The 19436-nt window shown below is 74.6% G+C and carries 19 protein-coding genes; 13 read left to right on the top strand and 6 right to left on the bottom strand.

Features of this window, described 5'->3' with window-relative positions; all coding sequences use genetic code 11:
- Nucleotides 1-9: 9 nt before the first annotated feature.
- Nucleotides 10-426, bottom strand: a complete 417-nt coding sequence (tsaA, locus tag Q3W71_RS24890) for a tRNA (N6-threonylcarbamoyladenosine(37)-N6)-methyltransferase TrmO (protein ID WP_302921874.1) — start codon at nt 424-426, stop codon at nt 10-12.
- A complete protein-coding gene (locus Q3W71_RS24885) occupies nt 423-1355 on the bottom strand; it encodes a sensor histidine kinase (RefSeq protein WP_302921873.1) in 933 nt (310 codons plus the stop codon). Before Q3W71_RS24885 ends, tsaA begins: the two co-directional genes overlap by 4 nt.
- Before the next feature lie 273 nt (nt 1356-1628).
- Between Q3W71_RS24885 and Q3W71_RS24880 the strand changes: the two genes are divergently transcribed.
- From Q3W71_RS24880 to Q3W71_RS24860, 5 genes are all read left to right on the top strand, one after another.
- The gene (locus Q3W71_RS24880; protein WP_302921872.1) at nt 1629-2102 is read left to right on the top strand and encodes a VOC family protein; all 474 of its coding nucleotides are present in this window, start codon (nt 1629-1631) and stop codon (nt 2100-2102) included.
- Nucleotides 2103-2241: 139 nt separating this feature from the next.
- Nucleotides 2242-3366 (top strand): DUF3626 domain-containing protein, encoded by a 1125-nt coding sequence (locus Q3W71_RS24875; RefSeq protein WP_302921871.1) that lies wholly within the window; start codon nt 2242-2244, stop codon nt 3364-3366.
- A 415-nt stretch (nt 3367-3781) separates the two neighbouring features.
- A complete protein-coding gene (locus tag Q3W71_RS24870) occupies nt 3782-4480 on the top strand; it encodes a hypothetical protein (protein ID WP_302921870.1) in 699 nt (232 codons plus the stop codon).
- An 844-nt stretch (nt 4481-5324) separates the two neighbouring features.
- Nucleotides 5325-5918, top strand: a complete 594-nt coding sequence (locus Q3W71_RS24865; protein ID WP_302921869.1) for a hypothetical protein — start codon at nt 5325-5327, stop codon at nt 5916-5918.
- A gap of 103 nt (nt 5919-6021) precedes the next feature.
- Complete coding sequence (locus tag Q3W71_RS24860; RefSeq protein WP_302921868.1) at nt 6022-7188, top strand: CapA family protein; 1167 nt, start codon at nt 6022-6024, stop codon at nt 7186-7188.
- A 19-nt stretch (nt 7189-7207) separates the two neighbouring features.
- On the opposite strand, the gene Q3W71_RS24855 is transcribed toward Q3W71_RS24860, so the two are convergent.
- Together Q3W71_RS24855 and gdhA are read right to left on the bottom strand one after the other, a co-directional pair.
- Nucleotides 7208-8578: a hypothetical protein gene (locus tag Q3W71_RS24855; RefSeq protein WP_302921867.1), complete on the bottom strand. Its 1371-nt coding sequence runs from the start codon at nt 8576-8578 to the stop codon at nt 7208-7210.
- A gap of 121 nt (nt 8579-8699) precedes the next feature.
- Nucleotides 8700-10037, bottom strand: coding sequence for an NADP-specific glutamate dehydrogenase (gene gdhA / locus Q3W71_RS24850; protein ID WP_302921866.1), 1338 nt, complete (start codon nt 10035-10037; stop codon nt 8700-8702).
- Nucleotides 10038-10248: 211 nt separating this feature from the next.
- On the opposite strand from gdhA, the gene Q3W71_RS24845 reads away from it, so the two are divergent.
- Both Q3W71_RS24845 and Q3W71_RS24840 read left to right on the top strand, forming a co-directional pair.
- Entirely contained in the window at nt 10249-11220 is a 972-nt protein-coding gene (locus Q3W71_RS24845) for a pirin family protein (RefSeq protein ID WP_302921865.1), read from the top strand.
- Between the two features lie 47 nt (nt 11221-11267).
- The gene (locus Q3W71_RS24840) at nt 11268-11933 is read left to right on the top strand and encodes a hypothetical protein (protein WP_302921864.1); all 666 of its coding nucleotides are present in this window, start codon (nt 11268-11270) and stop codon (nt 11931-11933) included.
- Nucleotides 11934-12326: 393 nt separating this feature from the next.
- Here the strand turns inward: Q3W71_RS24840 and Q3W71_RS24835 are convergent, their stop codons facing one another.
- Complete coding sequence (locus Q3W71_RS24835) at nt 12327-12596, bottom strand: DUF2795 domain-containing protein (RefSeq protein ID WP_302921863.1); 270 nt, start codon at nt 12594-12596, stop codon at nt 12327-12329.
- 181 nt (nt 12597-12777) lie between these two features.
- On the opposite strand from Q3W71_RS24835, the gene Q3W71_RS24830 reads away from it, so the two are divergent.
- Nucleotides 12778-13188, top strand: coding sequence for a DUF2267 domain-containing protein (locus Q3W71_RS24830; RefSeq protein ID WP_302921862.1), 411 nt, complete (start codon nt 12778-12780; stop codon nt 13186-13188).
- 151 nt (nt 13189-13339) lie between these two features.
- Here the strand turns inward: Q3W71_RS24830 and Q3W71_RS24825 are convergent, their stop codons facing one another.
- Complete coding sequence (locus Q3W71_RS24825) at nt 13340-14506, bottom strand: CaiB/BaiF CoA-transferase family protein (RefSeq protein ID WP_302921861.1); 1167 nt, start codon at nt 14504-14506, stop codon at nt 13340-13342.
- A gap of 148 nt (nt 14507-14654) precedes the next feature.
- On the opposite strand from Q3W71_RS24825, the gene Q3W71_RS24820 reads away from it, so the two are divergent.
- The 5 genes from Q3W71_RS24820 to Q3W71_RS24800 all read left to right on the top strand — a co-directional run bounded on the left by Q3W71_RS24820 (nt 14655) and on the right by Q3W71_RS24800 (nt 19426).
- The gene (locus tag Q3W71_RS24820) at nt 14655-15827 is read left to right on the top strand and encodes a glycosyltransferase family 4 protein (RefSeq protein ID WP_302921860.1); all 1173 of its coding nucleotides are present in this window, start codon (nt 14655-14657) and stop codon (nt 15825-15827) included.
- Complete coding sequence (locus Q3W71_RS24815) at nt 15820-16809, top strand: glycosyltransferase family 9 protein (protein ID WP_302921859.1); 990 nt, start codon at nt 15820-15822, stop codon at nt 16807-16809. Before Q3W71_RS24820 ends, Q3W71_RS24815 begins: the two co-directional genes overlap by 8 nt.
- Nucleotides 16810-16994: 185 nt before the next feature.
- Complete coding sequence (locus Q3W71_RS24810; RefSeq protein WP_302921858.1) at nt 16995-18011, top strand: TerC family protein; 1017 nt, start codon at nt 16995-16997, stop codon at nt 18009-18011.
- An 81-nt stretch (nt 18012-18092) separates the two neighbouring features.
- Entirely contained in the window at nt 18093-18683 is a 591-nt protein-coding gene (locus tag Q3W71_RS24805) for a sulfite oxidase-like oxidoreductase (RefSeq protein ID WP_302921857.1), read from the top strand.
- Nucleotides 18680-19426, top strand: coding sequence for a ferredoxin reductase (locus Q3W71_RS24800; RefSeq protein ID WP_302921856.1), 747 nt, complete (start codon nt 18680-18682; stop codon nt 19424-19426). Before Q3W71_RS24805 ends, Q3W71_RS24800 begins: the two co-directional genes overlap by 4 nt.
- The last annotated feature ends 10 nt before the right edge of the window (nt 19427-19436 follow it).

Genomic DNA, 19436 nt, shown 5'->3' with positions numbered 1-19436 from the left:
CCGGGCGGCTCAGCGTTCGTCGGGCGGGCCGAGCACCGGCTTGACGTCCAGCACCGGGGTGCCGTCCAGCGCCTCCAGGTCGGCGACCCGCACCCGCAGGCCGTCGACCGCCAGCACCCGTACCCGGTGCAGACCGATCGGGTTCGGCCGGTGCGGCGACCGGGTGCTGAACACCCCCGTCTCCGGCCGGGACGCGTCGCCGCGCGGGTGCACCGCCAGCACGTCCCGGCGGGCCCGGTCGAGCCAGGTCAGCACCAGCACCTCCGCGCCCACGCGCAGGTCGCGCAGGGCCGTGGCGACCTGCGGCGCGAAGTCCAGGTACGCCTCCGGCGCGCCCTCGTCGCCCTGCCGGGGCGCGGTCGCCGGGTCGGTCAGCGGTGAGACGACCCGCCCGACCGGGCGCAGCCGGAAGGTCTCGTCGGTCACGTGGTCCTGCGCATGTGCAGCCGGACCGCCGTACCGGCGGGGGAGGTGTGCACCAGCACCAGGTCGCAGAGCGCGTGCACGATGACCAGACCCCGCCCGCCGACGCCGTCCGCCGCCGGGGTCACCCGCCCGGCCAGCGGGTCGGCCAGCCAGCCCTGGTCCCGCAGCTCGCAGACCAGGTGCTCGGCGGTCGGCCACACGTGCAGCACCCCGCCGCCCCCGCCGTGCGCGACGCTGTTGGTCGCCAGTTCGGTGACCGCGATCTGCAGGTCCGCCACCCGGTCCGCGGCCAGCCCGGCCGCCGTGGCGTGCCCGGCGACGAACCGGCGTACGGCGGAGAGCGTGTCGACCTGGTAGGCCAGCGCCGCGACCGGCTCGGCGGGCGCGGGCAGCGGCACGTTGTAGCGGGCCACCACCTCCGCCGGGGCGTAGTCCGGGCTGGGCCGCCGCCCCGCCCGGTCCACCAGCACCGGGTGGGTGACGCACGCGTCGGCGAGCGCCACCTCGTCGAGCGCCGCCGTGTCGTACGGGCAGAGGATGGTCGCCGGGCGGCCGGCGAAGGCGGCGTTGATCATCGCCTCGTGCTGGGCGCAGGCCGGATACTCCGCCTCGGTGCGCCCGGCCCAGATCGGCTCGCCGATGATCCGCACGCGCCGGCCGGCGTGCCGGTCGGCGAACGCCTGCAGCACCCACGGGATGATCCGCCCCGGGTTGCGGCCGGCCTCGGTCATGTCCGCCCAGTGCACCCGCTCCGCGCCGCGAACTGCCGCGCGGACCAGCCCCAGGTTGACGCCCGGCATGGCGACCAGCACCGGTTCACCGGCGGCCAGCCCGTCCTCGACGAACGGGACGGTGCCGGCCAACAGGTCGTCGGCGGTGCGGTAGAAGAGCCCTTCGTGCACGAACCCGCCGGCGCCCGGCACCGTCATGCCCGCCGCCCCGGTGTCCCGCCGGCCGGCCCGGCCCCCATCGGGCCCGAGCGGCCGGAGGCGCGGGTCGGGCTCGCATCCGGCGCGGACCGGACGGCGGCACCCACCCGGGCGACCCGGACGTGCCGACCCGGGCGGTCGTCGAGCGGCACCTGGTCGGCGCCGTCGGCAGCAGTCACCTCATCGCCTCCCGGTCGGAGCCCCCCACTCTAGCCCTGCCCGGCCGGCCACCTGGCGGCCGACCTGCTGGCGCGCTGGGTAGGCTCTCCGGACATGGCCGATGATCTCACCCGCCCACCCGCCGTACGTCAACTCCGCCTGGTGGTGGAGGCCGAGGACTACGCCGCGGCGGTGGCGTTCTTCCGCGACGCGCTCGGCCTGCCGGAGCAGGCGGCGTTCACCGGCGAGGGCGACGCGCGGGTGGTGATCCTGGACGCCGGCCGGGCCACCCTGGAGATCGCCAACCCGGCACAGAAGCGGATGATCGACGAGGTGGAGGTGGGGCGGCAGGTGGCCCCGAAGCTCCGGGTGGCGTTCGAGGTCGACGACAGCCGGGCCGCGACCGACCGGCTGGTCGCCGCCGGCGCCACCGAGATCGCCCCACCCACGGTGACGCCGTGGCAGTCCCTCAACTCCCGCCTCGACGCCCCGGCCGGCCTGCAGATCACCCTCTTCCAGGAACTCCTCGACGCCGACGAGCGGGCGACCCTGGACGGCTTCGGCACCGACCGCCCGCGCGGCGAGTGACCCGACGATCGAGCGCTCGCCGCGTGGTCGCCCCGACCAACCCCGCCGCGGGCCCGACCCCGGAATCCGCCGTACCCCGTTCCGATGCCGCCGGAAAACGGGATGCGCCCACCCGGCGGGCACGGCGATGATCCCCGGCGTGCAGTCCGTCGGAAACCCGGCAACCACCCCGGTTCCGCTCACCCCGGCGCAGCGCGCGGCGCTCGACCACGTGCGGCGCACGGCGCTGCGGGACCGCCCGGCCGCCCTGGCCACGATCGCCCGGGCACTGGCCGGGTCGGGCGTCACGCACCAGCCGGAGGAGCTGATCGCCGCGATCGGCCGGCACGGGCGGCTCACCCTCAACTTCCACCCCGACCGGCTGCTCGCCGACGGCCGTACGGTCGCCGGGGCGCTCGCCGACGAGGGGATCTACCGCAGCCAGTTCGAGACCCGGATCTCCAACGGCGGGTTGACCGCGTATCCCGGGGGTGACCGGGACCGGTGGGAGGAGTCGCTGTTCGGCGGCGCCTACCAGACGCCGGGCGTACGCCCCGCCGACCGGCCCAAGTACGGCGGGCTGAACCTCCTCGACCACCCCGACGGCGCCTGCCCCCGCTTCGGCTCGTGCCACCTGCGGCTGCGCCCCGAGGTGCTGGCCCGGGCCACCTTCTGCTTCGGTGACAGCCACCTCGGCCCCCGTGACCTCGGCACCGTCGAGGTGTTCGAACCGGTGCTGGCCGTCCTGGTCGCGGCGACCGAGGGCACCGGGACCAGCCTCGGGCGGCCGGGCATGGACACCGTGGCCCTGGTGCGGGAGCTGCTGCGCCGCCGGGAGGACGTGGCCTGGTCGCCCGGCGCCGCCGGCCGCGCGCTGGACGACTACATCGAGGCGCAGGTCCACGGCGACCTCGACCTCGGCCGGGACGTGGAGGCGGTGGTCGTCGACCCGTCGTTCCGGGGCACCGAGGCGGGCGAGACACTCGCCGGGATCGCCCGTCGGCACGGTTTCGCCCTCTGCTGGCACCGCGGCTTCGTCCTGCCGGTGGACGAGATCGACCCGGAGTTCCGGGGGCCGGCCATCCCGCCGCTCGCGGCCCGGGTGCACGCCGAGTTCGCCCGGCCGGGCGACCCGGTCGACGCCGCCCTGATCGGCCGGGCGGCGGCCTCGGTGGTGCGTGAGCCGGAGCGCTGGGCCGACCGCGGGCCCACCGAGGTGACCCTGCAACACCTCAAGCAGCTCTGGCACGTGCTGGTCCGGTTCGGCACCCCGTACGGCGACTGAGCCCGTCGGGGCTGTTCGTGCCGGTGTGGCGCGGGCCCGGCGGTGCACGTTGTTCGTGCCGGTGTGGCCGGGATCGCCGGGCTGTACTCACGGGGTGTACGTACCGGTTGGGCCCGTAGCGGCCGGCCGCGCTCAACGGGGTGTTCGTACCCCGTTCGGCCCTGGCTGTGCCGCCCTCCCGGTCTGAGCTTCGGGTCCGGTTGATGGCCGCCCGGTCCTGCCCGGGTGTGGCCGCCCCGCTGACCTCCGGTGACCTGGGCCGCAGCCGGTCCAGCTCCGGCGCATATCCGGAATGACCGACACGTGAAGCTGGTTGTGTCCCCCGTACCGCCGGAGCGCAAACCTCTTCTCCGGCACCGGAGATCCCCCGAGAGGTGCTCAACCGGAGCGCTTCACGATCGAAAGGGCAACCATCGTGAAGGTCGACTTCACTCGATGGCTCCCCGCCATCGCGAAGGACTCGTACCGTAAGACCGCACTCAGCGTGGCCGGCGTGGCCGCACTGGGTGGCCTGGCCCTCGCGCCGACGGCCGCGGCGGCGCCGATCACCACCGGCCCCCACGAGGGCGCCGTGGCGGCGATCGAGAAGGCCACCGGCCGGGCCAAGACCGACCGGACCGAGGAGTCCGCACTGACCACCGGCGGCAGCACCGTCAAGCCCGCCGACGAGAAGCCCACCCGCGAGGAGCTGATCCCGCACGGCGTGCAGGGTGCGCAGTCGCGTATCCCGCTGGACGACGCCCAGCTCGCCAACGCCCGGGCCATCATCGACGTGGCCAAGAAGACCGGCGTGGGGGAGCGCGGCGCGGTGATCGGCATCGCGACGTCGCTGCAGGAGTCGAAGCTGTACAACCTCGGCCACCTGGGCATGTACAACGACCACGACTCGCAGGGCCTGTTCCAGCAGCGCCCGTCGTCGGGTTGGGGTACGCCGGAGCAGATCACCGACCCGGAGTACGCCTCGACGGCGTTCTTCACCGCGCTCAAGAACGTCGGCGGCTGGCAGGACCTGCCGCTGACCGCCGCGGCGCAGACGGTGCAGGTCTCGGCCTACCCGTTCGCGTACGCGCAGTGGGAGGAGCAGGCGGCGGACATCGTCGCGCAGCTCTGGTGACAACCGCCTGACGAACCGGCCGGTCCCCGCACGGGGGCCGGCCGGTTTCGTATGCGGGGGCCTGCGTTGTTATCGCCGATGTGGCGGTATTGACTCGCCAATGTGGCGGTATTGAAGGGTCCTGCGCGACGAACCGACGCGGCCATCTGACCCAGGGGCTGCTCCCTGTCGCCGATGTGACGGTATCCGCCTGGGGGCCTGCGCCGTTTCGCCGATGTGGCGGTGTCAGCCCGGTCGGGATGGCCCCATATCGGCGGCATGGAGTCGATCATCCCGGCGACTGCCGACTGGCACATGAGCCGTCGTGCCGGTGTGGGGTGTTTGTCGGGTTCGTGGGTGTGATCGGTGGCATCCGGGTGGCGGAATCGGGCCCGGGTCGGGGGCGTTATATCGTGCGGACGATCGAGCAAGGGCTCGTTGGTATGGCCGGCGCGAGGGTCCCGGGCCTGGCGGAATGATCGCGGGCGGCCGGTCGTTACATCCCCCCTGACGATCGCAGGACCGGTCCCGCCGGCACCCGCCGGTTGAGGATCGTGGCCCCGGAATGACGGCGGCCCCGTGGTCCTTGCATCCCCCCGAACGATCGCGGCAGCCCTTGCCCGGCACACGCCGGTGAGGGTCGTAGGCCCCGGAATGATGGTGGCCCGGTGGTCGTTACACACAGTCCGGCACCGCGAAGGACACCGTCTCGCAGGTCTGCCGGGCATCCCGGTACCAGGGCATCCCCCGCCCCGCGCGTGCCGAATCCTCCGAAGTCTTTCTGAGCGCCCTGGTGGTGCTTGCGCCCCTGTGCCCGTTCCCCCTTTTGGGCTGGTGGCGTTGACCCCCCGAAGGAGCTTTTGTGATGAACACGATCATGCGTAAGAGCGTTCTGGGTATCGCTGGTCTGGCGTTCGCCGGTGGCGTCTTCGCCGGCCCCACCGCCCATGCCGACGCCGCCCCGGTGCAGGCGGTCAAGCCGGTCGCCGCCGTGCAGGCCGACAAGCCGGGTGTGGACAAGGCGAAGCTGATCCCGCATGGTGTGCAGGGCGAGCAGTCGCGCATCGAGCTGAACGATGAGCAGACCGCGAATGTGAAGGCGATCATCGCGGCGACGAAGAAGTCCGGCATGGACGAGCGGGCCGCCGTGGTGGCCATCGCCACCGCGCTGCAGGAGTCGAAGCTGGAGAACCTGGGCCACCTGGGTGAGCGCAACGACCACGACTCGCAGGGCCTGTTCCAGCAGCGCCCATCCAGCGGTTGGGGCACGGTCGAGCAGATCACCGACCCCGAGTACTCCACCATGGCGTTCCTCAAGGGCCTCAAGCAGGTCGACGGCTGGCAGGACATGCCCCTGACCGAGGCCGCGCAGACGGTGCAGGTGTCGGCCTACCCCGACCACTACGCCCAGTGGGAACAGCAGGCCGCCGACCTCGTCACCGAGCACTGGAACAACTGACAACCGAACATGAAGGACTGTCGAAGGCTCCCTCCCCACTCCGGGGAGGGAGCCTTCGGCGTTTGCCCACCCGGGCCGGGGCCGGACCAGCAGTATGTCGGCCATGAAGTCGAAGGTCGGGATGGTCCTGCTGGTCGTACTGCTCGTCGCCGGCTGTGGGGCGCCGGAGCGGCAGCTCGATCCGCCGGCGGCACCCACCAGCGGGCCGGTGAAGCCGAGCGCGGCGCCGACGCCGCGTACCGAGTTGACCGTGGTGGCCGCCGGTGACCTGCTGGTCCATCCGCCGCTCACCGAGCAGGCGGCACTCGACGCGCGGCGCAACGGCCGGGACGGACACGACTTCACCCGGGTGCTCGCGGCGATCCGCCCCCGGGTCAGCGCCGCCGACCTCGCCATCTGCCACCTGGAGACACCGTTGGCCGAACCCGGGGGGCCGTTCACCGGCTGGCCGGAGTTCAGCGTGCCGCCGCAACTGGCCGACGCGGCCGCCTGGGCCGGCTTCGACACCTGCTCCACCGCCTCGAACCACTCGCTGGACACGGGGGTGGCGGGCATCGCCCGTACGCTGGACAACCTGGACCGGGTCGGGCTCCGGCACACCGGCACGGCCCGCAGCGCCGCGGAGGCCGCCCGGCCGAACGTGCTGGACGTGGCCGGGGTCAAGGTCGGGCAGCTGTCGTACACCCTGAGCTTCAACGGCATCGAGCTGCCGGCGGGCCGACCGTGGGCGGCGAACCGGATCGACCAGGACGCCATCCTCGCCGAGGCCCGGCGGGCCCGGGCGGCCGGCGCCGAGATCGTCATCCTGTCCATGCACTGGGGGACGGAGTACCAGAACGAGCCGAACGGCGACCAGCTCGACCTCGCCCGGGTGCTGCTGGACTCGGCCGAGATCGACCTGATCGTCGGCCACCACGCCCACGTGGTGCAGCCCTTCGAGAAGATCGGCGCGAAGTGGGTCGCCTACGGCATGGGCAACCTGACCACCCGGTTCGGCGACGGCTCGCCGGAGAACACGCAGGACGCCGTGGTGCCGGAGTTCACCTTCCGCCGCACGGCGAGCGGGCGGTGGGAGGTGACCGACGTGACGGTGCTGCCGACCTGGATGGAGTACCGGCCGGCGGCCCGGGTGGTCGACCTGGCCGCGGCCATGACGGATCCGCGGCTGTCGGCCGGGCAGCGCGCCCACTACGCCCGGATCCACCAGCGGATCGTCGGCTACCTGGGCCTGCGGGGCGCCCTGGAGGCGGGGCTGCGCACGCAGCACTGACGCCCCGCGCCCGGCTGCCTCAGCAGGCCGGGTAGAGGCGGCGGGTGCCGACGCCGGCGGCGTACGCGGCCCGGTCGCTGAACCGGCAGCCGTAGTCCGGCGCGGCGACCACCGCCGGGTCGGTCACCGTGTCGCCGGCCGGCCGCTTGCCGTGGCGTACCCAGGAGACCAGGTCGTCCCAGGCGGCGCCGGCCTCGGCCGGGGTGAACTCGCAGTGCTGCGCGGCCCGGATGGCCCGCTGCACCACCAGCCTGCTCCGGCCGTGCTTGGCGACGTCCCGGGCGTACGCCTGCTCCATGGAGAAGGGCACGAACAGGTCGCCGAGGTCGTGCAGGCTGACCACCGGCGCGGTGGGCCGGCCGGCGATCCGGGGCACCTCGGTGAGGGTCGGGGAGAGCCGCTGGCGCAGGTTCTCCGAGGCGACGCGCCGCACGGTGGCGTTCACGTCGACCGGGGAGTTCGGGGCGTACCGGGTGAACAGGTTGGTGGCGAGCTGCCCGGGCCGCTCGGCGGGGGAGTCGCCGCCGCTGGTGGTGCTGATCGCGAAGAGGAAGTCCTTCCAGACCGCGAAGGACGCCTCGGCGCCGGGCCGCGGGCCGCCGGAGCGGTTCACGGTGATGGCACGCAGTTGCTTGCCGAGGTCGTTGGTGGTGTCCGGGCCGGTCGGGGTGAGCCCGGCCAGGCCCAGCGCCTGCTGGATCCGCGGCACCGCGTTGGTCAGGTAGTCGGCCGGGGTCGGGTACGCGGGCACCCCGGCGAGGGCCTGGGCGACCAGGTTGTAGTCGAGGAAGAAGTCGAGCAGCGTCTGGTCACCGAGCACCCCGCACATCGGCAGCGCCCCGGCGTAGAAGCCCGGGTACTGCTCCAGCGAGCGGGCGATGATGTAGCCGCCCATCGACACCCCGGCCAGGTAGGTCCGGTGCGGTCGCTCGACCAGCCGGCCGAAGTGGGTGGCCAGGTCCCTGGTGCTGAGCACCCCGGAGCGGATGTCGAAGCCGTTGCTGTAGTAGGAGGAGGACGCCCAGGCGTACCCCTGCTCGACCAGCCGTTGCCGCAGCCCGAAGCCGGGCGGCTCGGGGGAGAGCACCTTCTCCTGGCCGCGGTAGCCGTGCGCCCAGAGCACCAGGTCGCCGTTCCACCGCGCCGGCACCTCGACGATGTAGCCGGCGTGCCGGTGCACGCCCTGCCGTACCGTGGTCGGCCGGCCGTCCACCACCAGCGGATCCAGGGGCGGGTTGCTGATCGTGTAGCCGGGCAGCGGCTGGGAGCCGTCGGAGTGGCGGTCCGGGGCGGCGGCGGCCGGGGCGGCGCCGGCCAGCCCGGCCGCGAGGATCAGGGCGACGCCGGCGGCCAGCAGACGCCGGGTGGTACGGGCGGATGAGGGCGGCATCGGTGCTCCACCTCGGACGGTGCCGCCCGTGGTCGGCGGCGGGACGGGTGCCTACCGGCCGGTAGTGCCCCTGAACCTAGGGCCGCCGTCAACCGCCGTCAATGGCTGACCGAGCGGACGGTCAAATCAGGCCCTGCACCAGCATCGCCTCGGCCACCCGGCGGAACCCGTCGATGTTCGCGCCGGCCACGTAGTCGCCGGGCAGCCCGTACTCCTCGGCCGTGGCCCAGCAGCGGTCGTGGATGTCCCGCATGATCTCCCGCAGCCGCTGCTCGGTGTGGGCGAACGTCCACGAGTCCCGGCTGGCGTTCTGCTGCATCTCCAGCGCGCTCACCGCCACCCCGCCGGCGTTGGCCGCCTTGCCGGGCGCGAACCGGACGCCGGCCCGGCCCAGGATCCGCACCGCCTCCGGGGTGGTGGGCATGTTCGCGCCCTCCACCACCGCGACGCAGCCGCCGGCCACCAGCGCGGCGGCCTCCGCGCCGCCGATCTCGTTCTGCGTGGCGCAGGGCAGCGCCAGCTCGCAGGGCACCTCCCAGACCGTACGGCCGGGGACCGCCACCGCGTGCGGCACGTGCCGCACGTAGTCGTCCAGCCGGGCGCGGCGCTCCTCCTTCAGCTCCCGCAGCAGGTCCAGGTCGATGCCCTTCTCGTCCAGCAGGTAGCCGGTGGAGTCCGAGCAGGCCACCACCCGGCCGCCGAGCTGGTGCACCTTCTCGATCGCGTAGATCGCCACGTTGCCGGAGCCGGACACCACCACCCGCTTGCCCTCCAGGCCGTCGCCGGCCTGCCGGAGCATCTCCTCGGCGAAGAAGACCGCCCCGTAGCCGGTCGCCTCCCGGCGCGCCTGGGCGCCGCCGTAGGCGAGGCCCTTGCCGGTCAGCACGCCGGAGTCGTACCGGTTGGTGATCCGCCGGTACTGGCCGAACAGGTAGCCGATCTCCCGGTAGCCCACCCCGATGTCCCCGGCCGGCACGTCGGTCTGCGGGCCGATGTGCCGGTAGAGCTCGGTCATGAAGCTCTGGCAGAACCGCATCACCTCGCGGTCCGAGCGGCCCTTCGGGTCGAAGTCCGCGCCGCCCTTGCCGCCGCCGATCGGCAGCCCGGTCAGCGCGTTCTTGAAGATCTGCTCGAAGCCGAGGAACTTCACGATCCCGAGGTAGACCGACGGGTGGAAGCGCAGGCCGCCCTTGAACGGGCCGAGCGCGCTGTTGAACTCCACCCGGAAGCCCCGGTTGACCCGCACCCGGCCCTGGTCGTCCTCCCACGGCACCCGGAAGATGACCTGCCGCTCCGGCTCGCAGATCCGCTCGACGATCCGCGCCTCGGCGTACTCGGGGTGGCGGGCCAGCGCCGGGCCGATGCTCTCCAGCACCTCCCGCACCGCCTGGTGGAACTCCGGCTCCCCCGGGTTGCGGGCGACCACCCTGGCGAACACCGACTCGACGGTCTCCGGCATACCGACACGTCCCTTCGCTTCCTGGCAGCCCCGTTGCTACCACCCGCGTCGGCGTACCCGCCAACCGTCCCGGAATACGGACGGTCACCGTCGCCCGGTTCACCGGCCCGGGACGGGAGCGTTCACGTCGAGGCCCGGAGTGGTCGCGCCGGCCGGCCGCGCCGCCGAGGTCCGGGCCCGCGCCCTGGGTGGTGAGCGTACAGTCGGGGCGGTGGAGCGTACCGAATCGATGCCGGCGCAGACCCGACCGCCGGGCGTGGCCACCGTCGATCCCGGCAGCGTGCTGCTGCCCGGCCACGACGTCCCGTTGGGTCGCTACACCACTGTGCGTCGCCTGCTGCCGCAGCGGCAGCGGCGGATGGTCGGCGCGTGGTGCTTCGTCGACCACTTCGGCCCGGACGACGTCGCCGAGCGGCCCGGCATGGAGGTGCCGCCGCACCCGCACACCGGGTTGCAGACGGTCACCTGGCTGCTGGACGGCGAGATCCTGCACCGCGACAGCCTGGGCAGCGTCCAGCCGATCCGGCCCGGCCAGCTGAACGTCATGACCTCCGGGCGCGGCATCGCGCACTCCGAGCGCTCGCCGGCGGCGCACCCGCCGCTGATGCACGGCGTGCAGCTCTGGGTGGCGCTGCCCGACCCGGCGCGGGCCGGCGACCCCGACTTCGCCCACCACGGCGAGCTGCCCCGCTGGGCCGCCGGCGAGCTGGACGTCACCCTGCTGGTCGGCGAGCTGGGTGGGGAACGCTCCCCGGCGGTGGTGCACACCCCGCTGCTCGGCGCGCAGCTGGAGCTGCGCGGTCCGGCACCGTCCGCGCTGGAGTTGCGCCCGGACTTCGAGTACGGCCTGCTGGCCATGTCGGGCTCCGCCGAGGTGGACGGGGTGTCGTTCGCCCCGGGCGCGTTGCTCTACCTCGGCACCGGCCGGGACCGGCTGACCGTGCGCGGCGAACCCGGCAGCCAGCTGCTGCTGCTCGGCGGGACCCCGTTCGAGGAGCCGCTGGTGATGTGGTGGAACTTCGTGGGGCGCTCGCACGAGGAGGTCGCCGCCGCCCGGGAGGACTGGATGGCCGGGCGCCGGTTCGGCGTCGTCGCCGACGACCCGGCCCCGCCGCTGCCCGCCCCCGCGCTGCCCACCACCCGGCTCAAGGCCCGCGACCGCAGCGGCGGCGTGCGCGGCTGACCCCGCTCGGGCAGGCGTGGCCGGCGGCGACGCGGGTAGTCGCGGGCATGCCGACCAGTGCCATCTCCAGCATCGAGGACAAGAAGCGCCTGGTACGCCGGCTCGCCGGCAGCGGGCGCGGGTTCGCCGAGCAGTACGGCTTCCGGGTCATCAACAACCCGTCGAACCTGTTCCAACTGCTCTGTCTCTCCGTCCTGCTGGCCCGCCGGGGCGACTTCCGGCGGGCCGTGGACAGTGCCCGCGCGCTGCCCGCGAACGGGTGGGACAGCGCGGCCCGGCTGGCCCGCTCGCTGCACGCCGACCGGCTGCGGGTGCTGCGCGAGGCCGGCCAGCGGGGCGACGTGGACGCGCTGGCCACCGTCCTCGGCGACCTCGCCCAGACGGTGGTGGACCGCTACCGGGGCGACCTGCGCCGGCTGCGCGCGGTGGCCCACCACGACCCGGCCCGCGAGCGGAAGCTGCTCACCGACCTGCCCGGGGTGGACGACCAGGTGGTCGACCTGTTCCTGCGCGAGGCGCAGGCGCTGTGGCGGGAGGTGGCGCCGGTGGCCGACCGGCGGGCCCTCGTCGCGGCCCGCAAGCTCGGGCTCGGGCGCTCCGCCGCCGACCTGGCCGGGCTGGCCGGCAGCGGCGAGTCGGAACGGCTCGCCTGGCTGGTCGGTGCGCTGGCCCGGGTCGACCTGGAACACCGGTACGCCGAGGTGACCGGCTGATCCGGTGGAGTGGACTGGCCCACAGTTCCGGATTTTCTGACCGTACGGATGATCCCTATCGTATGATGATCGCGGCAGTGATGCCCGCCCGGTTCGGGCGTACGTCACCGCCTGGCGGCCGCGTTCCGGTTCGGGCGCGTTCGCCCAGGTCAGGTGTTTGTTGGGCGCCCCGGTCGCGGTTCGCGACACGGGGCGCCCGCCTGTCCGGCCCGTCACCCACCGCCGCCTGCCGCACCGCGTCCGAGCGCGAACCGCGCGGGAAACCGCCACGACGCGGGGGCCGAGCGGCCGACGACGGCGGTGAGCGCCGGGCGGCGCGCCGAAGGAAGCCCGGACCGTTGCCGGTCGCGCGGCGGCGCGACCGGGTCGGCCCGGGTGCGGGTGGCGGCGGGGTCAGATGCCGCGCAGGTGCTGCGAGACCCGGGTGTGCGGCTCCCGGGCCTGCGCCGCCCGCTGGGACGCGCTCAGCTCGGGCGCGGCGTCGATGCCCGCGGAGCGGACCACCTCGTTGCCGTTGGCGTAGTCCACCGGCGGCAGGGCGCGCAGGGCCTTGAGCACCTCCGGCGGGGCGCCCTCCCGTTCCGCCTCGCGGACCACGTCGTCCTTGCCGGCCGGATAGTCCAGGCTCGACAGGTACTGCAGCACGTCGGCGTAACTCGCCATGGTGTCGGCTCCTCGGGCATCGATCCGGTCACGACCGGCGGCGGTTACCCGCCCAGCCGGACGGCACGCGCCGTCCCCGCCGGAAATCCGGCGCCGTTTCCCGACCCGGCCCGCGGGTACGCGCGCCGTTTCCCGACCCGGGTCGCGGGTACGCGCACGCACCGAGCCGAGGGAGCACGCGATGAACTACGACACCTTCATCGACCAGGTCGCCCAGCGCACCCGCACCCCGTCCGAGCGGGCCGTCGCGCTGACCCGGGCCACCCTGGAGACGCTCGCCGAGCGGCTGACCGGTGGCGAGGTGCTGGACCTGGCCGTGCAGCTGCCCAAGCCGCTCCAGCTGGTGCTCAAGCCGAGCCCGCGTACCGAGTCGGCGGACCGGTTCGGCGGCGCCGAGTTCGTCGCCCGGGTCGCGCTGCGCGCCGGCGTCGACGAGGCGGCCGCCCGGGACGGCGCGCGGGCGGTCTTCGTCACCCTCCGCGAGGCGATCAGCGGTGGCGAGTTCGACGACGTCGCGGCCCAACTGCCGCGCGACTACCGCGACCTGGTCGAGCCGGCGATGGCCCCCGGCGCGACACTGCGCCGCTCCTGACCGGCCGGCCCGCCGGCCCGGTCGCACCGCCGCCGGTCGCCTGCGCGGGACCGGGTGCATCCGTTGTCGTTCCAGCGACCACAGATGCACCCGAACGACGGTGGGCCGGCGCGGCCGGGGGGCGCGGTGCGACCAGGGAGGTGGGCCGCGGTCAGGCGATCGCGCCGGTCGCCCGCAGGTCGGCGATCCGGAGCGCGTCGAAGCCCGCCTCGACCAGCACCTCGTCGGTGTGCTCGCCGGGCTGCGGCGGCGGCCGGCGCAGCGCCGTCGGGGTGCCGGAGAACCGGGGCGCCGGCGCCGGCTGGGTCACCCCGTCCCGCTCCACGAAGGTGCGCCGCGCGGCCAGGTGCGGGTGCTCCGGCGCCTCCCGCCAGTCCAGCACCGGGGCCACGCAGGCGTCCGAGGCGCCGAGCAGCGCGGTCCACTCGTCCCGGCTGCGGGTGCGGAACAGCCGCGCCCAGGCCGCCCGCAGCGCCGGCCAGTTCGCCGGGTCGGTACGGTCCAGCGCCTCGTCCGGGTGCAGCGGGAAACCGGTGCGGCGCACCAGTTCGTCGTAGAACTTCGGCTCCAGCGCGCCGACCGCCAGGTACTTACCGTCGGCGCACTCGTAGGTGTCGTAGAAGGGCGCCCCGCCGTCGAGCAGGTTCACCCCGCGCGGGTCCTGCCACATGCCGAGCCGCCGCAGCGCGTGGATCTGGGTGCTGAGCACCGCCACGCCGTCCACGATGGCCGCGTCGACGACCTGGCCGGTGGCGCCGCCGCGGACCGCGTACAGGGCGGCGACCAGGCCGAGGGCGAGCATCATCCCGCCGCCGCCGAAGTCGCCGAGCAGGTTCATCGGCGGCACCGGGCGCTCGCCGGCCCGGCCGATGCCGTGCAGCGCCCCGGTCAGCGCCAGGTAGTCGATGTCGTGCCCGGCGTACGGGGCGACCGGCCCGTCCTGCCCCCAGCCGGTCATCCGCCCGTAGACCAGCCGGGGGTTCGCCGCCAGGCAGTGCGCCGGACCGATGCCCAGCCGCTCGGTCACCCCCGGCCGGAAGCCCTCGATCAGCGCGTCCGCGCCGGCCACCAGGGCGAGCACCACCTCCCGGCCGCCGGCGGACTTCAGGTCGACGGCGATCGAGCGGCGACCCCGGTTGAGCAGGTCCGGGTGCGGGGTGCCGAAGGCGGCCGGGTCCACCTCGGCGACCCGGTCCACCCGGACCACGTCGGCACCCAGGTCGGCCAGCATCATCGCGGCGAACGGGCCCGGCCCGATGCCGGCCAGCTCCACCACCCGTACGCCGGCGAGCGGGCCGGCCGGGACGTCCTCGGTCATCGGGCCACGATAGGCGCTGGCGGGTTTGCGCCGTAAGGGGCCGGGAATCCGCCTCCGGTCCGGGCGGGCCCCGGTGCGGGCAGAAGGCGTGCGGGGCCGGGCAGCCGGCTGCCGCCCGGGCGGGCTCCGGCGCAGGCGGGGAGGCGGCGTGGTCGACGACCGGATCAGGGTGGCCATGCTGCACGGCCCGGGGTCACCGGAACACGACGGGGTGAGCGACTACGTGCGGCACCTGCTGGCCGCGCTGCCCGACGTCGGGGTCGAGGCCACCGGCGTGCCGGTGCGGCCGGACGGCGACGGCTGGGCGAGCGCCACCACCCGGGCCGCCCGCGCGGTCCGCCGGCTGGCCCCGGACCTGGTGCACGTGCAGTTCGCGCCGGCGGCGTACCGCTTCTCCGGGCAACCCGGGCTGCTGCCACTGCGGCTGCCCCGGACCGTTCCGCTGGTCACCACCCTGCACGAGTACGGCTCGTGGGCCTGGCCCGGCTGGCTGCCCGCCCGCCTCTGGTCGGCGGTGGAGCGGACCCGCCGCTGGGACCGGGAGTCGGGCCGGCTGGTGCCGGCCAGCGCCGCGGTGATCGTCACCAACCCCGGTCACGCCGCGGTGCTGCGGGCCCGCACCGGGCGCGACGCCGCGCAGATCCCGCTCGCCCCGAACGTCGCCGACCAGGTGGGCGCACCCACCGCCGGGCACCGGCTGCGCGCGGAGCTGGGCCTGCCCGAGGGTACGCCGGTGCTGGTGTTCTTCGGCTTCGTGCACCCGGTCAAGGGCGTGCGCTACCTGATCGAGGCGTTGCCCGCGCTCCGCCGCGACCACCCCGACCTGCGACTGCTGGTGGTGGGCGGGTTCACCGCCCAGGCACTGCCCGAGCCCGAGGCGCGCGCGTTCCGGGCGGAACTGACCGCCCTCGCCGGGAGGCACGGCGTCGCCGACGCGGTCACCTTCACCGGCCACCTGCCCGCCGAGCGGGTCTCCGCCGCCCTGCACGCCGCCGACGTGGCGGTGCTGCCGTTCACCGCCGGCGTGAGCACGAAGAGCGGGGCGCTGCTGGCCGCGCTCGCCCACGGCCTGCCGACCGCGGTGACCCTGCCCGAATCCGGCGACGGCGAACTCGGGCGCAGCGGCGCCGTGGCGGTCATCCGGGAGCGCCGGGACGCCGCCGCCGTCGCCCGTACGGTCGGCAAGCTGCTCGCCGACCCGGTGCTGCGCCGGCGGCTCGCCGAGCGCGGCCGGGCCTTCGCCGCCGCGTACTCCTGGCCGCGGGTGGCCGCCGCGCACCGCGACCTCTACCGGCGGACCCTGGCGGGCGCCGGTGCCTGACCGGGGGCCGGACATCCTGGTGGTCGACCTGCTCGGCGGGATCGGCGACCTGGTGATGTTGCTGCCGGCGGTGCACGGGCTGGCCCGCCGCCACCCGGGCGCCCGGATCCGGCTGCTCACCCACGAGCCGGGGGCGGACCTGGTGCGCGCCGACCCGGCGGTCACCGAGGTGTGTACGCCACGGCACGGCCGGCCGGGAGCGGAGCGGGAGGCGGTGGTCGCGGCGCTCGCCGAGCGCCGCCCCGACCTGGCGGTCAGCACCACCCGTTACGACGGCATCCCGGAGCTGCTGTCGGCGGCGGCGACCCGTGCGGTGACCAACCTGTGGCGCCAACCCCCGCCGGACCAGCCGGTCGGCGAGCGCTACCTGGAGATCCTGCACGCCGAGGGGCTGCTGGACGCGGCGGACCGGGCCGCCCGGCCCCGGGTGCACGTCCCCGGCGCCGCCCGCGCGGCCGGGGAGCGGGTCGTCGACCGGCTGGTCGGTGACCCGCCGGCGCCGCCGGTGGTGCTGGTCACCGACGCGGGCATGGCGGTGAAGCGCTGGCCGGACCCGCACTGGCGGCGGCTGTCCGACCAGCTGGCCCGGCGCGGGCACCCGGTGCTGACCGTCGGGCCGGTGCCCGCCGAGGACCCGCTCGGCGTTCCGCTGCCCCGCGCCGACCTGCCCACCCTGGCCGGGCAGTTCGCCGCCGTCGCCCGCCGGGGCGGCGTGGTGGTCGGCCCGGACACCGGGCCGGTGCGGCTCGCCGCCGCCGCGGGCGCGGCCACGGTCGCCCTCTTCGGCCCCACCGACGCCCGGCGGTACGGCATCGGCGGGATCGACCTGCAGGGACTGCCCGGGTGCGAGCACCGTCGGCCCACCGCGATCACCGAACAGCCCTGCTGGTGGGCGGCGCGCTGCCCGCTGGACCCGGCCGGTCCGGCCTGCATGGCCGACCTGGCCGTCGACCGGGTCCTGGCCGCGATCACCGCCCGCTGATCCCGCCCACCGGGGTGCCGCTTGGCGCGCGGAATCAGCCTGGCCTAACCTTGTCGCCACGAGGGGAGTACTTCCCACGAACCATTCCGGTCAGTACGGCGGGCCCCGGAGCGCGCCTCGGGTGGTTGCCCACGAAAGGTGGGTGAAGGAGACCTCGAACATGTCACGGTGTTCGAGGAGGCTCCATGTCCGGTTCGTCATACCTTGCTGCGGCTGAGATCCAGTCGGTCGGCACCCCGACGCTGTGGGGCGTCACGATCGTCGGCGTGCTCGCGCTGCTGGTGCTGGACTTCCTCGTCACCCGCCGCCCGCACGAGGTGTCGCTGCGCGAGGCACTGGGCTGGTCGGCCTTCTACATCGCCCTCCCGCTCGCCTTCGGCGTCTGGGTCTGGGGCCGCTACGGCTCCCAGCAGGGCATCGACTACCTCACCGGTTACCTGGTGGAGAAGTCGCTCTCGGTCGACAACCTCTTCGTCTTCATGCTGCTGCTGGCCGCGTTCGCGGTGCCCGCGGTCCTCGCCCAGCGGGTCCTGCTCTACGGCATCGCCGGCGCGCTGGTGCTCCGGGCGATCTTCATCGCGCTCGGCGCCGCCGCCCTGCAGACCCTCGACTTCGCCTTCCTGCTCTTCGCCGCGATCCTGATCGTCACCGCGATCAAGCTGCTGCGCGACGCCGTCTCCGGCCACCAGCAGGAGGTGGACATCAACAAGATGCGCTCGGTGCGGCTGCTGCGCCGGTTCATGCCGGTGACCGACGACTACCACGGCACCCGGATGACCATCCGGGAGCACGGCCGGCGGACGCTGACCCCGCTCGCCCTCGTGGTGGTCGCGGTGCTCGCCACCGACGTGGTCTTCGCCGTCGACTCGGTGCCGGCCGTCTACGGCATCACCGAGGACCCGTACCTGGTCTTCGCGACCAACGCGTTCGCCCTGCTCGGCCTGCGGGCGCTCTACTTCGTGCTGCACGCCGCGCTGAGCCGGCTGGTCCACCTCACCTACGGCCTGGCCGTCATCCTGGCCTTCATCGGCGTCAAGCTCGCCCTGCACTGGGCGCACGGCATCTGGAAGGGCGTGCCGGAGATCCCCACCCTGGCCTCGCTCGGCGTGATCATCGCGGTGCTGGTGGTGGTCACCATCACCAGCCTGCGGGCCACCCGCACCGTGGCCGGGGAGCGGGAGGTCGTCGCCGAGCGGCGCTGAGCGGGTCACCCGGCCCGGTCGGCTCCGCCCGACCGCCCCCGGCGGCCCGACCGGGGGTGGTACGACTGACGGGTGGGAATCGTGTCACCAGGCTTCCAGGGCCGGCCCCGCTCCGCGGAGCCGGCCCTGCCGCCGGGGCAGTACCTGACCCAGGACTTCCCGGTGCTCTCCGCCGGCCCGACCCCGAAGGTGCCGCTGGACACCTGGGAGTTCGTCATCACCACCGAGACCGGCGCCGAGTACCGGTGGAGCTGGGACGAGCTGATGGCGCTGCCCCAGGAGACACCGACGGTGGACATCCACTGCGTGACCCGCTGGTCCAAGCGGGACACCACCTGGCAGGGCGTCTCGCTGGACACCCTGCTCGACGGCGTCGACACCGGCGCGCACTACGTACAGGCCCACTCGTACGGCGGCTACACCACCAACCTGCCGCTGGACGACCTGCGCGGCGGGCGGGCCTGGGTGGCGCACACCTTCGAGGGCGCCCCGCTGCCCGCCGAACACGGCGGGCCGGCCCGGCTGCTGGTGCCGCACCTGTACTTCTGGAAGTCGGCCAAGTGGGTGCGCGGCATCCGGCTGACCCCCACCGACGAGCCCGGATTCTGGGAGACCGCCGGCTACCACGACTACGGGGATCCGTGGCGTGAGCAGCGGTACCAGGGCGATTGACAGCGCCGCTGCGGTGGCGGGTGGCCCGGCTCGTGGAGCGCCGGGTCGAGACGCCGAGCGCGCATACCCTGGTGCTGGAGGTGCCGGACTGGCCGGGGCACGTGCCCGGGCAGCACGTCGACCTCCGGCTCACCGCCGAGGACGGCTACCAGGCGGCGCGGTCGTACTCGGTGGCCGGGCCGGTGGTGGACGGCACCGGTGGCCCACGGATCGAGGTGACCGTCCAGCGGGTGCCGGACGGCGAGGTGTCGCCGTACCTGATCGACACGTACGCCGAGGGTGACCCGGTCGAGGTGCGCGGCCCGGTCGGCGGCTGGTTCGTCTGGCGGCCGGAGGAGACCGCCCCGGTGCTGCTGGTCGGCGGCGGGTCGGGCGTGGTGCCGCTGATGGCGATGATCCGGGCCCGCCGGGCGGCCGGCAACCGGGCGCCGTTCCGGCTGCTCTACTCGGTGCGCACCCCGGACGACGTGATCTACGCCGACGAGCTGCGCCGCCGGGCCCGGGACGACTTCGGCCTCGACGTGGCGTACGTCTACACCCGGCAGACGCCGCCAGGATGGCGGGGTGAGCCGCACCGGATCGGGCTGGCCGACGTGAACAGCCACGGCTGGCCGCCGGACCTGGAACCACTCTGCTACGTCTGCGGCCCCACCGGGTTCGTGGAGACGGTGGCGGACCTGCTGGTCGGGCTGGGGCACCAGAGCCGGCGGGTGAAGACCGAACGGTTCGGCCCCACCGGCTGAGCGTCGAGGA

The organism is Micromonospora sp. C28SCA-DRY-2 (genome assembly GCF_030519475.1).
Lineage (GTDB): Bacteria > Actinomycetota > Actinomycetes > Mycobacteriales > Micromonosporaceae > Micromonospora.
The sequence above is the reverse complement of the archived record's forward strand: the minus strand, read 5'-3'. Positions and strand labels throughout refer to the sequence as shown.

Coding starts and splice junctions, on each gene's coding strand:
- Q3W71_RS24885 (WP_302921873.1), bottom strand. CDS start 1,355: ATGACGGTGCCGGGCGCCGGCGGGTTCGTGCACGAAGGGCTCTTCTAC.
- Q3W71_RS24880 (WP_302921872.1), top strand. CDS start 1,629: ATGGCCGATGATCTCACCCGCCCACCCGCCGTACGTCAACTCCGCCTG.
- Q3W71_RS24865 (WP_302921869.1), top strand. CDS start 5,325: ATGAACACGATCATGCGTAAGAGCGTTCTGGGTATCGCTGGTCTGGCG.
- Q3W71_RS24860 (WP_302921868.1), top strand. CDS start 6,022: ATGAAGTCGAAGGTCGGGATGGTCCTGCTGGTCGTACTGCTCGTCGCC.
- Q3W71_RS24855 (WP_302921867.1), bottom strand. CDS start 8,578: ATGCCGCCCTCATCCGCCCGTACCACCCGGCGTCTGCTGGCCGCCGGC.
- gdhA (WP_302921866.1), bottom strand. CDS start 10,037: ATGCCGGAGACCGTCGAGTCGGTGTTCGCCAGGGTGGTCGCCCGCAAC.
- Q3W71_RS24840 (WP_302921864.1), top strand. CDS start 11,268: ATGCCGACCAGTGCCATCTCCAGCATCGAGGACAAGAAGCGCCTGGTA.
- Q3W71_RS24835 (WP_302921863.1), bottom strand. CDS start 12,596: ATGGCGAGTTACGCCGACGTGCTGCAGTACCTGTCGAGCCTGGACTAT.
- Q3W71_RS24830 (WP_302921862.1), top strand. CDS start 12,778: ATGAACTACGACACCTTCATCGACCAGGTCGCCCAGCGCACCCGCACC.
- Q3W71_RS24825 (WP_302921861.1), bottom strand. CDS start 14,506: ATGACCGAGGACGTCCCGGCCGGCCCGCTCGCCGGCGTACGGGTGGTG.
- Q3W71_RS24810 (WP_302921858.1), top strand. CDS start 16,995: ATGTCCGGTTCGTCATACCTTGCTGCGGCTGAGATCCAGTCGGTCGGC.